The sequence below is a fragment of the Pseudomonas canadensis genome (genome assembly GCF_000503215.1).
Classification (GTDB): domain Bacteria; phylum Pseudomonadota; class Gammaproteobacteria; order Pseudomonadales; family Pseudomonadaceae; genus Aquipseudomonas; species Aquipseudomonas canadensis.
The window spans coordinates 80,259-93,597 of sequence record NZ_AYTD01000010.1; the positions used below are offsets into that span (position 1 = coordinate 80,259).

At 60.8% G+C, this 13,339-nt stretch carries 10 protein-coding genes and 1 pseudogene; 2 read left to right on the forward strand and 9 right to left on the reverse strand.

Going from position 1 to position 13,339, the window contains the following annotated elements; genetic code table 11:
• Nucleotides 1-34: 34 nt before the first annotated feature.
• Both ilvA and U367_RS0104955 read left to right on the forward strand, forming a co-directional pair.
• Nucleotides 35-1,021, forward strand: a pseudogene (gene ilvA / locus U367_RS01000000129870) (threonine ammonia-lyase, biosynthetic); the annotation flags it as partial.
• Between the two features lie 258 nt (nt 1,022-1,279).
• Complete coding sequence (locus tag U367_RS0104955; protein WP_028615933.1) at nt 1,280-1,546, forward strand: DUF1652 domain-containing protein; 267 nt, start codon at nt 1,280-1,282, stop codon at nt 1,544-1,546.
• A gap of 65 nt (nt 1,547-1,611) precedes the next feature.
• On the opposite strand, the gene U367_RS0104960 is transcribed toward U367_RS0104955, so the two are convergent.
• The 9 genes from U367_RS0104960 to U367_RS0105000 form a co-directional block, all read right to left on the reverse strand.
• Nucleotides 1,612-1,881, reverse strand: a complete 270-nt coding sequence (locus U367_RS0104960; protein ID WP_028615934.1) for a DUF2790 domain-containing protein — start codon at nt 1,879-1,881, stop codon at nt 1,612-1,614.
• Nucleotides 1,882-1,965: 84 nt separating this feature from the next.
• On the reverse strand, nt 1,966-4,575 hold the full coding sequence (locus tag U367_RS0104965; RefSeq protein WP_028615935.1) for an autotransporter family protein: 2,610 nt from the start codon (nt 4,573-4,575) through the stop codon (nt 1,966-1,968).
• 143 nt (nt 4,576-4,718) lie between these two features.
• Entirely contained in the window at nt 4,719-5,657 is a 939-nt protein-coding gene (locus U367_RS0104970) for a carbohydrate kinase family protein (RefSeq protein ID WP_028615936.1), read from the reverse strand.
• Nucleotides 5,658-5,669: 12 nt separating this feature from the next.
• Entirely contained in the window at nt 5,670-7,151 is a 1,482-nt protein-coding gene (gene xylB, locus U367_RS0104975; protein WP_028615937.1) for a xylulokinase, read from the reverse strand.
• 141 nt (nt 7,152-7,292) lie between these two features.
• On the reverse strand, nt 7,293-8,774 hold the full coding sequence (locus U367_RS0104980) for a mannitol dehydrogenase family protein (protein ID WP_028615938.1): 1,482 nt from the start codon (nt 8,772-8,774) through the stop codon (nt 7,293-7,295).
• 18 nt (nt 8,775-8,792) lie between these two features.
• A complete protein-coding gene (locus U367_RS0104985; protein ID WP_028615939.1) occupies nt 8,793-9,896 on the reverse strand; it encodes an ABC transporter ATP-binding protein in 1,104 nt (367 codons plus the stop codon).
• 22 nt (nt 9,897-9,918) lie between these two features.
• Complete coding sequence (locus tag U367_RS0104990; RefSeq protein ID WP_003173672.1) at nt 9,919-10,749, reverse strand: carbohydrate ABC transporter permease; 831 nt, start codon at nt 10,747-10,749, stop codon at nt 9,919-9,921.
• 10 nt (nt 10,750-10,759) lie between these two features.
• Nucleotides 10,760-11,650: a carbohydrate ABC transporter permease gene (locus U367_RS0104995; RefSeq protein ID WP_032864136.1), complete on the reverse strand. Its 891-nt coding sequence runs from the start codon at nt 11,648-11,650 to the stop codon at nt 10,760-10,762.
• Nucleotides 11,651-11,785: 135 nt separating this feature from the next.
• The gene (locus U367_RS0105000; protein ID WP_372514806.1) at nt 11,786-13,069 is read right to left on the reverse strand and encodes an ABC transporter substrate-binding protein; all 1,284 of its coding nucleotides are present in this window, start codon (nt 13,067-13,069) and stop codon (nt 11,786-11,788) included.
• Between the last annotated feature and the right edge of the window lie 270 nt (nt 13,070-13,339).

Genomic DNA, 13,339 nt, shown 5'->3' on the forward strand with positions numbered 1-13,339 from the left:
TCCTGGGCCTTGAACAAAAAGCCAGGAAACACCTATGAGCACCTGCACCGCCGACTCGGCACTCCTTGAGCATTACGTAAAAAAGATCCTCGCCGCGCCGGTCTACGACCTGGCAGTGCGCACGCCGTTGCAACCCGCACCCGCATTGTCAGCGTTGCTGGGCAACCAGGTGCTGCTCAAGCGCGAAGACTTGCAGCCAACGTTTTCCTTCAAGATCCGGGGTGCCTACAACAAACTGGTGCAGTTGAGCGACGAGCAAAAGGCGCGCGGCGTGGTCACCGCATCGGCTGGCAACCATGCCCAGGGCGTGGCGCTGGCAGCAAGGGAGTTGGGGATCCAGGCGCGGATCGTCATGCCCAGCACTACGCCGGAGTTGAAGGTGCTCGGCGTACGTTCCCGTGGCGCTGAAGCCGTGCTGCATGGCGAGAGTTTCCCCTTTGCCCTGGCCCACGCGCTGCAACTGGCTGAGTCATCCGGTTGCACCTTTGTCTCGCCCTTCGACGACCCGGATGTGATCGCCGGTCAGGGCACTGTAGCCATGGAAATTCTGCGTCAGCAACAGGGCCCGTTGGATGCGATCTTCGTACCGGTAGGCGGTGGTGGACTGATTGCCGGGGTTGCCGCCTACGTCAAATACCTACGGCCCGAGGTGCGCATCATCGGCGTCGAGCCCGAGGGTTCAAGCTGTCTGTTGGCAGCGCTGCGTGCCGGCGAAAGGGTGGTGCTGCCCAGTGTCGACGGGTTTGCCGACGGCACGGCGGTAGCGCAGGTAGGGGCCTACGGGTTTGAAATCTGCCGGGATTGGGTGGATGACGTTATCACGGTCAGCAACGACGAACTGTGCAGCGCCATCAAGCTGATCTACGACGACACGCGCTCAATCACCGAGCCTTCTGGCGCGTTGGCAGTGGCGGGCGTGCGCAAGTACGTCGCCCATCATGGCCTGCGCAAACAGACCTTGGTGGCGATCAATTCCGGAGCGAACATCAACTTCGATAGTTTGCGACATGTTGCCGAAAGGGTCGCCGCACAGGCCTGCAATGAATTTTGAGTCCAGAGTTAAACGTTTAATCGCTGAGGTTCGACGAAGATTCAAACCGCAGACTTTTACTTATATATCTCGGCATGTGGCTTATGAGGAAAAGTTACAACGAAGGCCGATTTTGCCGAGTAGGCTTGGGTGTTACAAGCGTCTTCCAGGGCCGGCAAGGCGCGGCGGGCATGAGCTCGTCGGATACACAACAATCTGTTGGCAGTCTCAGAAAAGGAGAGGTTGACCATGCTTTCGGAATTAGAACTTCGCAGCATTATTGAAGGAAGTTTCCTACCTAAACGGTGCGAATGCACCAAAGCCGAAGATGCTTCGCTGACGATCAAGGTTTACGACGACCGTGATCGTGACCGGGTCGATTTGGAAGTCAAAGGGATCAACGCGGACAAACTCGACAGCAGTCGAGCGATTTGCAACCTGATCGCCGGGTTGCGTGAGGACCTGAAACACGCACATACCCCCATCCTGCAACGCGTAGGAGGGCGCGCTTACTGAAAATGCTTGATGCTTGACCTGTGGGCCTGGTGATTGCCAGGCCCAATGCTGTTCAGGCCTGTCGATCAGTTCTGGAAATCGCAGGCTTCGGACATCTTCCGGTAGCTGACATCTTCCACTTTCCCGGCCTTGTCCAGGAACTTGATATCGGCCTTGATGACTTTGCAGTCATTGGTCGGGGTTTCGTTCATGGCCAATACCTTGGCGATATCCATCGGCATGCCGTACTGGTAAGGCACGGTTTTGACGGCGTTTGTCTGATCGTCAGCCTGGGCCAGGCCTGACACTGCTGCCAGTGCCAGGGTGCCGCCGAGCATAAACGTGCGCAGTTTCATGGTGGTTCTCCGCAAGTGGGTACAGCTTCACTCTCGACTCGCGGGATTAACCATCGATTAATGTTTGCCTGGCTGACAAAACCTTCATCTTTGCCAACTCATCCGCACCCCGGCATTACCGCTGACACCCTCCATCGCGTTGCCGTCCAGGTTGGTGTTGTAGTCTGCGGCCAGGTAGACGCTCACCGAAGGCGACAGCCGAGCAACCGCGCCCACACCCACATCCGCCGTGGATGACTTGTGATCGCTCTTGATGCGGTCCACATCATCGTAGGTCACCGTGTCGCTGCCACCGAAGGTGCGCCAGGCATTGGCCCGAAGATAAGGTTCGACAGGCGTGTTATTCACCAGGTAGCGGCCCTTGAGGCGGGCGCCGAGGCGACCGGTCCAGTAATCCTGGGAGTCGAATGACACCCTGGAAATACCGTCGTTCTGGCTGTCCAGGTCGATCGTCTGGCGGATTACCTGGACCTGCGGTTCCACGACCCAATGCTCGGAAACGGCAATCGGGTAGCCGGCTTCGGCGGACAGCGCCAGGGCATGGCCCTTGGTGTCCATCTTTATGCCCCGCTCGGACTTGTTGTCGCCCTTCAGGCGCGTGCCCATCGCAACCAGATCCACATACCCGCCGGTCGGATCGGTGAGCGTCCAGTAGGCACCGAAGTTATCGCCATCGAGTTTGACCCGCCCGGAGCGATTGTTCTGCCAGCCCATCGAGAATCCTTTCACGTCCCCGCTCAGGCGACTCTGGCCGATAAACAGCCCGAAGCGCTGGATCTGCCCGCCGCTGGTTTCGGATGCATACAGGTCATGACCGACCTGATAGCCCTTGACCGAGCCGTCGAAGCTTGGCGCCACGGTGCCCGACCAGTGCTTGTTGAAGTCGCTGCCATAGGCACGCCCCCAGCCAGCCGGTACCGCGCCGCTTTCGGTCAGCAGGCTTTGCTCGCCTTGGCGATCATGAAAGGTGCCCAGCGCTTGCAGGGTCATCAACTGTGCGGCGGGCACCACCACCGAATACACCGGCACTTCCAAGCGGTACAGCGGGATGGGCTCGGCACCGGCAATGGCGGTCGGCAGCGCCGGGTTGCTCGCGGCGGATTCCGGCGAGTTGCCTGCTGCAACCTGGCTGGGCGGCGGGGCGGGGGGCTCGACCGGCGCGACGGGTTGCGAGGTCGGCGGTTCCACCGGCGGCTCGTCGGAGTCGACCACCGGCGGTGTCGCTGGAATCGGCGGTACGGGCACCACCACCGGTGGTGTCGGTGGCACGGGTGGCACCGCCGGCGGTTGCACGGCAACCACCGACGAGCGCAGGTACCAGTTGTTTTCGGTACCGGCCGTCACGCCGCCCTTGAACAGCAAATATTCATAGGCCCCGGCCGAGACCGAGCTCTTCAACGAGAAGGCATCGGTGCTGCTCACCGCGCCGTTGAGCGCCTGTACCACCTCGATCCCGTTATTGCGGGTAAAGCCCCCGACGCCGCCGAGGTTGCTCACCGCCAATTCGGTATGACCGCTCAGCGTGCCACCGGATACTACCAGCTTGTCCGTCGCGGAGTTTTCATCGCCCAGCACGGTTTGCAGCCACAACTGGCCGTTATTGCCCACGTAGTTGCCATGCACCGTCAGCGCATCGTTGGCGGTGGCGCTGCCGGTGGTCATGTCGATCTTGCCGGCATTGTTCAGCGTCGCCAGTTGGCCGGCGAGATAGGGCCGCACGCTGCCTTGGGTCACGGCCAGCGTACTGCTGCCGTCAATGTTGAAGGTGCCGGTATTGCTCGCGCTGTCACCCAGGAAAAAATCTCCCGCCAGGTCGAAGCGCGAACTGTTGTTGAGATTGACCGTCTCCCAGCCGATGTAGCGGGACGCCGTGCTGGACGTCGTGCTGTCGAAGGTCAGTTGATCGTTGCCCAGGCCGCCGTCGATGGAGGGCGTGGCAGCCAGCAGGCTTTCGCTGAGGCCGCGCAGCAGCGCGGTATCGTCGCCATCGCCCATCAGCACCGCCGATTTGATCTGGCCGCCATTGAGCCAGTTGAACGTGTCATTGCCGACGCTGGCGCGGATCTCGCCATTGATCATGCCGCCACTGACCGTGATGCTGTCGTCGCCGCCGCTGGTGCTGATATTGCCACCAATGCTGCCGCCCGAGACGATGATCGTATCGGTATCGAAACCGGTGACCAGGTTGCCCAGGATTGCGCCGCCAGACATGTCATAGAGGTTCTTGTCGAGCTTCATGTCGACCCGACCGATGGTGCCACCGGTTTGCTTCGACACGTCGCCGTCCACGACCTCGCCGACGATGATGCCGCCAGTCATCAGGAAGGTGTCACGGCCGTCACCCTGTGCCAAGGATTGGATCTGCCCTCCGGTCATGATGAAATCATCGCTGCCGGCGCCTTGCTGTACAGCACCGGTGATCTGGCCGGAGTCGATCCGCACGGCGTCTGTCCCCGGACCGAAGATGACGCTGCCGTTGATGATGCCGCTGTTACCTTCAGGCAGGGTCAGGCGGTTATTGCCAAGGAGATCGGTCAGGCCGGCACTGGTGCCGCTGTCGCAAATAAATGTGTCGTTGCCCGGGCCGGGCGTGAGTGTGCAGGCAGCGTAGGATTGTGGTGGTGTGGTGTACTGCAGTGAGAGGAGGCCGACAGCTAAAACGGCGCGGGTTGAAAAACCGTTGCTCTTTTGCATGGGTCTGTCCTGCATGTGTTGTAATTACTGCTCCTGTTGTGGGTTTAGCACAGTTTTCCCACATGGCAATTTTTATATAAACGCGCGCAGGCCACGGAATACGTGGCCTGCGTGGTGGCACATTGGTCATGTTGCTGCCGGGTTCAGCTCACCTGGTGGCGGTAAGGCAGGTCCGGACCGGTCTTGGTGCAGGTCAACGCCGCAGCGCGGATTGCAAAACCCAGCATGGCGTCGATTTGCCCACGGGTGAGCTGTTGCAGGCCCTCTACCGAGTCACGCTGCTGCTCGGTCAACCAGGCAATCAACGCGGCCTGGAAGGTATCACCAGCCCCCACGGTATCGGCCATTACCACCTTGACTGCCGGCGCCGACCAGTGGCCATGCTGTCGGCTGAACACACTGGCGCCGTCGCCACCACGGGTGAGGAACACCAACTGGCAACGATGCTGCAGCCAGCCCTGCAGCACGCTTTCCGGCGACTGATCGGGGTAGAGCAAGTGCAGGTCTTCGTCGCTGACTTTGATCAGGTCGGCGTGTTTGACCAACTCGCCTACGCGGTCGCGCCACAGCTGGATATCCGGCTGCGGGTTGAGCCGCACGTTGGGGTCGAGGCTGATCAGGCGCTTGCCGCTTTCGCGCTTGACCAGGCTCAGCAAGGTGTCGCCGATCGGTTGCACCACCAGCGAGAACGAGCCGATATGCAGGCCACGGATGTCATCACCCAGCTCGGGCAGATGGCTGACGTCCAGCAGTCGGTCGGCGCAGCCTTCGCCACGGAAGTTGTACTGCGGTGAGCCATTGGCGCCCACGGCGACCATCGACAAGGTGGTCGGCGCGGCGAATTCCACCAGGAACCGCTCGCTGACGCCCTCATCCTTGAGCACCTGCAATAAGCGGCGGCCAAGGAAGTCGGTGGACAAGCCGCCGAACAAACCCGCCTCGATACCCAGGCGGCGCAGGCCTACCGCGACGTTGAACGGCGAACCGCCGGCAATCGCCTTGTAATTGACTTTGGAAGCCTGCCCGCTGGCGTCTTCCTCGCTGAAAAAATCAAACAGCGCTTCACCACACACCAGATACATAGTCGTTCGCTCTTAAAGGGTTGCCACAAGCTGCTGGTAGCGCTCGTAGGCTTGTTGATACGCACTGACACTGGCCGCTACCGGCAGAGTACGGCTGGCCGGGTCGACGCTCACACATTTGTCGCACAGGCTGGCCAGTGGCTCGCCGGACTGGCTCCACGCCGCCTGGATCGCCGCGCCCAGGGCGGCGGCTTCACTTTGTTCGGTGCAGACCACTTCGGTGTTCATGATATCGGCGACCATCTGCCGCCAGACCGGGCTTTTCGAACCGCCGCCGATCAAGCGGATGCTCTGGCTTTGCAGGCCGGTCTGGCGCAGCAGGTCCAGGCCGTAGCGCAGGCCGAAGGTGGTGCCTTCGACCACCGCGCGGCACAGGTTGGCGCGGGTCAGGTTGGTCATGGTCAAGCCGTGCAGGCTGCCGGTGGCGTGGGGCAGGGCGGGCACGCGTTCGCCGTTGAGAAACGGCAGCATGCTCACGCCGTCGGCGCCGATGGGCGCTTGCTCGACCAGGGCGTTGAACGCGGTCAGGTCCAGGTCGAACAGCTCGCGGATCACCCCAGTGGCGTTGGTCAGGTTCATGGTGCAGATCAACGGCAGCCAGCCGCCGCTGGATGAACAGAAGGTGGCCACCGAGGCTTGCGGGCTGACGCTGGGTTGGTCGGCAAAGGCATACACGGTGCCCGACGAGCCGAGGCTCATGGTGATCACGCCAGGGGCAATGTTGCCAGTGCCGATGGCGCCCATCATGTTGTCGCCACCGCCGCTGGAGACGATGGCGTTGGGGTTGATGCCCAGGCGTTCGGCAATCGCCGGAAGAATCGTGCCGACGCTTTGATCGGCCTCGATCAGTTGTGGCAAGGCGTTTTCAAGGCGTCCGCTCGGGTCGATGTGCTTGAGCAGCGCCACATCCCATTCGCGGGTGCGCACGTTGAAGTAGCCGGTGCCCGACGCATCACCATACTCGGCGACGGCGCGGCCGGTGAGCCAGTAATTGAGGTAGTCATGGGGCAGCAGGATATGCGCGATGCGCGTAAAGATGTCCGGGTGCTGCTCGCGGGTCCACAACAGCTTGGACACGGTGTAGCCCGGTGCAATCGCCACGCCGAGACGTTCCAGGGAACCGCGTTCACCACCCAGGTGCTGCAAGAGTCGGTCGTTTTCCGGCGCGGTCTCGGTGTCGCACCAGAGTTTCGCCGGGCGCAGTACCTGGCCTTGGTTATCCAGCAGCACCAAACCATGTTGCTGGCCGGAAACGCCGATGCCGAGGATGTCCTGGCCGTCCACGCCTGCCTGTTGCAGGGCGCGATGGGTGGCTTCGGTAAAGGCGTCCAGCCATTCCTGGGTGTGCTGCTCGCGTCGGCCATTGGCGCCGCTGATCAGGGTGTGGGCCGCCGCGCCGAGGCCCAGTACCTTGCCGCTGGAGGCGTCGAGGACGATGGCCTTGGTACCTTGGGTGCCGCAGTCGATTCCGAGAAACAGGTTTTGCTGGGTCATGATGGGGTGCTCAGCAGTCTTATTTTTTGGAGTGTTAACCCGATCAAAAAGTGGGAGCGGGCTTGCTCGCGAATGCGGTGTTTCAGTCGATACATTTGTCTCTGACAGACCGCATTCGCGAGCAAGCCCGCTCCCACAGTGTTAATTCGGTTTCTTCAGGAGGTTTTGCAGGGTTGCGGTGACTCCATTGTCACGCAGGCTTGCATAGCACCGCTCGAACGCTGCCACAAACTCAGGCGAATTGGGAATAGCCTTGCCAAAAATCTCTTCCACCCCCAGCAGCCGTTTGCTGATCAACGCCTCATCACTCACCAGCCCCTGGCAAAACTCCGCACGCGGATCGGGAATCTTGTAGTTCACGCCATTCTCGTCCACACCCTTGAGGTACAGCGCCCACGCCGCTACTACCAGCGCCGCACGCTCAGTCTCGCGGCCATCGGCAATCAGGCGATTGATGGTCGGTACGGTGAATTTGGGAAACTTCGATGAGCCATCCGAGCACACGCGCTCCAGTTGGTCGGCAATCGCCTGGTTGGAGAAGCGATCCACCAGCGTCTGCTTGTAGTCCGTCAGGTCGATGCCCGGCACTGGCGCCAGGTTTGGCGTGACGTCCAAGTCCATGTAGGCGCGCATGTAGGCGACAAACACCGGGTCGTTCATGGTCTCGTGCACAAACCGATAACCCTTGAGAAACCCCAGGTAGGTCAGTGCCAGGTGGCTGCCGTTGAGCAGGCCGATCTTCATTTCTTCATACGGCGTGACGTCATCGGTGAACTGCACGCCGACCGTTTCCCAGGCCGGGCGACCGTTGACGAACTTGTCCTCCAGCACCCATTGCACAAAAGGTTCGCACACCACCGGCCAGGCATCGTCAATGCCGTGGTCATCATGCAATTGCAGGCGGTGCGCGGTGCTGGTCATCGGTGTGATGCGGTCGACCATGGCGTTCGGAAAGCTCACGTTGGCCTTGATCCAGTCGTGCAGCTCGGCATTGTGCAAGGCAGCGAAGGCCAGCAGTGCCTTGCGCGTCACGGCGCCGTTATGTGGCAGGTTATCGCAGGACATTACGGTAAACGCCGGTGTGCCCGCAGCGCGACGCTGGGTCAGGGCGGCGCAGATGAAGCCGAACACGGTCTTTGGCGCACGCGGGTGCGCCAGATCATGCTGGATCTGCGGCAGGTGAGCCATGAATTCACCGTTGCTGTCGTCGATGCAGTAGCCGCCTTCGGTGATGGTCAACGAGACGATACGGATCGCCGGGTCAGCCAGCTTGTCGATCAGCGCCTGGGCGCCGTCTTCGGCGAGCAACATGTCACTGATCGAGCCGATCACACGCACTTCGGTGTCGTCGGTATCGCCCAGCTCATACAAGGTGAACAAGTAGTCCTGGCCGGCCAGGTCGTCGCGGGCCTTGCGGTCTTCGGCCCGCAGGCCGACGCCGCAGATGCTCCAGTCCAGGCCGATGCCGGTGTTCATCAGCGCGTCGGTGTAATACGCCTGATGCGCGCGATGGAAACCGCCGACGCCAATATGGGCGATGCCCTGCGTGGTACTGGCAATCGCGTAGGCCGGCAGTTTCACATGCGGCGCTAACTGGGTGAGGTTCTGTTTATTCAGTTTCATCAGCAAAGTCTCGCGAATTCAGGCGGCGGCGCGCAGTGGGCGGGCCACGGCTACACCGTCGGTGTCGAACAGGTGGCAGTGCGCCGGGTCCAGGTGCAGGTGCAGCGTCTCGCCGTACTGGCTGGCCATGTCGCCGCGAATCCGCATGGTCAACGGCTCGCCGTTGGCGGTGATGACGTGGCAGAAAGTGTCGCTGCCCAGGCGCTCGCCGACGTCGGCGGTGACGGTCAGGGTGGTTTGGCCCGGGGAAGCAATTTCCAGATGTTCCGGACGAATGCCCAGGGTCACTGCACTGCCCACGCTCAAGGTGGCGCCACTCAGCGGCAGGTTGATCAACGTGCCAGCGTCCAACTGCACTTCGCAGCGTTGGCTTTCAACACGGGTGACCTTGCCTTTGAGGAAACCCATCTTCGGCGTGCCGAGGAAACCCGCCACAAACAGGTTGGCCGGCTGGTGGTACAGCTCCAGCGGCGACCCGACCTGCTCGATACGGCCACTGTTCAGCACCACCACCTTGTCGGCCAGGGTCATGGCTTCAACCTGGTCGTGGGTTACGTAGATCATGGTCGCTTGCAGCTCTTTATGCAGGCGCGCCAGTTCCAGGCGCATCTGTACGCGCAGGGCGGCGTCGAGGTTGGACAGCGGTTCGTCGAACAGGAAGATCTTCGGGTTACGCACAATCGCGCGGCCGATGGCCACACGCTGACGCTGGCCGCCGGACAGCTGCTTGGGCTTGCGCTCCAGCAGCGGGCCCAGCTCCAGGATGCGCGCCGCTTCGCTGACCTTGCTCTCCACCAGCTTCTTGTCGACACCGGCCAGGTCCAGGGCAAACGACATGTTCTTGCGCACACTCATGTGCGGGTACAGCGCGTAGGTCTGGAACACCATCGCCAGGTCACGCTTGGCCGGGGTCACTTCGGTGATATCGCGGCCGTCCAGTTCGATGGTGCCTTCGCTGACCTCTTCCAGGCCGGCGATGAGGCGCAGCAGGGTGGACTTACCGCAGCCCGACGGGCCGACGAAGACCACGAATTCCTTGTCATTCACTTCAAGGTCGATGCCCTTGATGATGGAAAAGCCTTCGAAGCCTTTTTGCAGATTCTTGATTTTCAGGTTGGCCATGATGAGCCTCCGCTAGGAATTATTATTTAACGGCGCCAAAGGACAAACCGCGCACCAGCTGTTTCTGACTGATCCAGCCAAAGATCAGGATCGGCGCGCAGGCCAAGGTCGACACGGCGGACAATTTGGCCCAGAACAAGCCTTCGGGGCTGGAGTAGGAGGCGATCAACGCGGTCAGCGGCGCAGCGGCGGAAGAGGTCAGGTTCAGCGACCAGAACGCCTCGTTCCAGCACAGGATCAGCGACAGCAACACGGTAGACGCCAGGCCGCCCTTGGCAATCGGCAACAGTACGCGGACCATCTCTTGCCACAGGGTCGCGCCATCCAGGCGCGCGGCTTCGAGGATGTCCTTGGGGATGTCCTTGAAGTAGGTGTAAACCATCCACACCACAATCGGCAGGTTGATCAGGGTGTAGATGATGATCAGCGCAATACGCGTATCCAGCAGGCCAAAGCTCTTGGCCAACAGGTAGATCGGCATCAGTACGCCCACCGGCGGCAGCATCTTGGTGGACAGCATCCACAGCAGCGTGCCTTTGGTGCGCTGGGTTTCGTAGAACGCCATGGAGTAGGCCGCTGGCACCGAGATCAGTAGGCAAAGCGCCGTTGCGCTGAAGGAAATCAGTACCGAGTTCCACGCGTAGCTGAAGTAATTGCTGCGCTCGTTGATGTGCAGGTAATTCTCCAGCGTCGGCGTGAAGATGAACTGCGGCGGCGTGGCGAACGCGTCGATTTCGGTCTTGAAGCTGGTCAGCACCATCCAGAAGATCGGGAAGAAGATCAGGATCGCGATGGCCCAGGCCAATGTGCCGAGCAACAGGCTTTGCAGGCGGCGGGATTGTTGAAGCGTCATGGCGCGGCCCTCAAGGCTTGTCAGTCAGGTTTTTGCCGATCATCCGCACCAGGATGATCGCCGCGATATTGGCGATGACCACGGCAATCAAGCCGCCGGCCGACGCCATGCCCACGTCGAACTGCACCAGCGCCTGGTTGTAGATCAGGTAGGCGAGGTTGGTCGAGGCGTAGCCGGGGCCACCGTTGGTGGTGGTGAAGATTTCAGCGAACACCGAGAGCAGGAAGATCGTCTCGATCATCACCACCACGGCAATCGGGCGGGCCAGGTGGGGCAGGGTCAGGTGCCAGAAAATCGCGATGGCGCCGGCACCGTCCAGGCGCGCGGCTTCCTTTTGTTCCTGATCGAGGGACTGCATGGCGGTCATCAGCAGCAGAATCGCGAAGGGCAGCCACTGCCACGACACAATGATGATGATCGACAGCAACGGGTAGTGCGCCAGCCAGTCCACGGGTTCTGCGCCGAAGAACTTCCACACGGCGGCGAGAATCCCCGAGACCGGGTGGAAAATCAGGTTCTTCCAGATCAGCGCGCCCACAGTGGGCATGATGAAGAACGGCGAAATCAACAACACTCGCACCAAGCCACGGCCGAAGAACTCACTGGCCTCCAGCAGGGCGCTGATCAGCACACCGAACACCACGCTGATCAGCAACACGCTGCCCACCAGCAACAAGGTATTGGTGGCGCCGGGCAGGAAGCCCGAATCGGTGATGAAGTAGGTGAAGTTCTCCAACCCCACGAATTGGTTTTCGCCGGGGTAGAGCAGGTTGTAGCGGATCAGCGAAAAGTACAGGGTCATGCCCAGCGGCACGATCATCCACAGCAGCAGCAAGGCCACCGAGGGGCTGACAAGGAACCAGCCGGGGTTGGCCAGGCGGTTTTTGGCGGGTGTATTCATGGTAATCAAGACCGATTAGAGGCAGGTGCGCAAAACCCCTGTAGGAGCGAGCTTGCTCGCGAAGGCATTCCAGGCCCAGTGCGGCTTCGGATGTACCTTTTTCGCGAGCAAGCTCGCTCCTACAGGTCAGGGAGGTTACTTGGGATAACCGGCCCGCTTCATTTCACGCTCGGTGGTGGTCTGCGCGGCGGTCAATGCAGCATCCACTGTCTGCTGACCCGTCAGCGCGCCCGAGAAGAACTTGCCGACCTGCGTCCCGATCGCCTGGAACTCAGGAATGGTCACCAACTGGATACCGATATACGGCACCGGCTTGAGCGTCGGTTTGGTCGGGTCTGCGACTTTCAGCGATTCGAGGGTCACCTTGGCAAACGGCGCGGCCTTCATGTACTCGTCGCTGTAGGTTGATTTGCGCGTGCCTGGCGGCACGTTGGCAACACCGTCGGTCTTGGCGACCAAGGCGCCGTATTCTTTAGAGGTCGCCCAGCTGGTGAACACCTTGGCGGCGTCCTTGGCCTTGGAGCTGGTAGGGATCGCCAGGCTCCAGGAGTACAGCCATGAAGTGCCTTTGTCGGTCTTCTCGTGCGGGGCAAAGGTAAAGCCGACATGCTCAGCCACTTTGCTTTGGGTCTTGTCGGTGACGAATGAGCCCGCCACGCTGGCGTCGACCCAGATTGCGCACTTGCCGCTGTTGAACAGCGCCAGGTTTTCGTTGAAACCGTTGCTGGAAGCACCCGGCGGGCCGGATTTCTTCATGTTGTCGACGTAGAAGTTCAGCGCGTCTTTCCATTCTGGACCGTTGAATTCCGGCTGCCACTTCTCATCGAACCAGCGCGCACCGTAGCCGTTGGCCAGGGTGGTGATCAGCGCCATGTTCTCGCCCCAACCGGCTTTGCCGCGCAGGCACAGGCCGTATTGCTCTTTGGTCTTGTCGGTGAGTTTGCTGGCGAATTCGCCGATCTGGGTCCAGGTCGGGTGTTCGGGCATGGTCAGCCCGGCGTCCTTGAACAGGTCGGTGCGGTAATAGGTGATCGAGCTTTCGGCGTAGAAGGGCAGGGCGTACAGCGAGCCCTTGACGGACAAACCGTCACGCACCGAAGGGAATACATCATCGAGGTCGTAGGACGCCGGCAGGTCCTTCATCGGTTCCAGCCAACCTTTGGCACCCCAGAGTGCAGCTTCGTACATGCCGATGGTCAACACGTCGAACTGCCCGCCCTGTGTGGCAATGTCGGTGGTGAGGCGTTGGCGCAGCACGTTTTCTTCGAGCACCACCCAGTTCAGCTTGATCTCCGGATGCTCGGTCTCGAAGGTTTTCGAGAGCTTCTGCATACGGATCATGTCGCTGTTGTTGACGGTGGCAATGGTCAGGGTCTGCGCGCCAAGGCTGACGGCGCTGAGGGTCATGCAGGTCATCATGCAGGTAGAGACAAGCAGGGCTTTTGCTGTGAACTTCATCGCGCACTCCATTTCCGCGCCCACGGGGCTACAGAAGGACAGTTATTGTTGTTGTGTCTTCCCACAGGGAGTCAGGAAGAGTGTGCGTTGATTACAGCCTTCTAATTGCGCTGTGACAAATCCTTGGGAACACTGGGACTGATACTTTTTTGCACTGTCTTTGGCGGTGGCTGAAACTTTTCACTGCCCGGCCTGGGCGAAAATCGCTGCACTGCAACTGCGTGCGCTTTT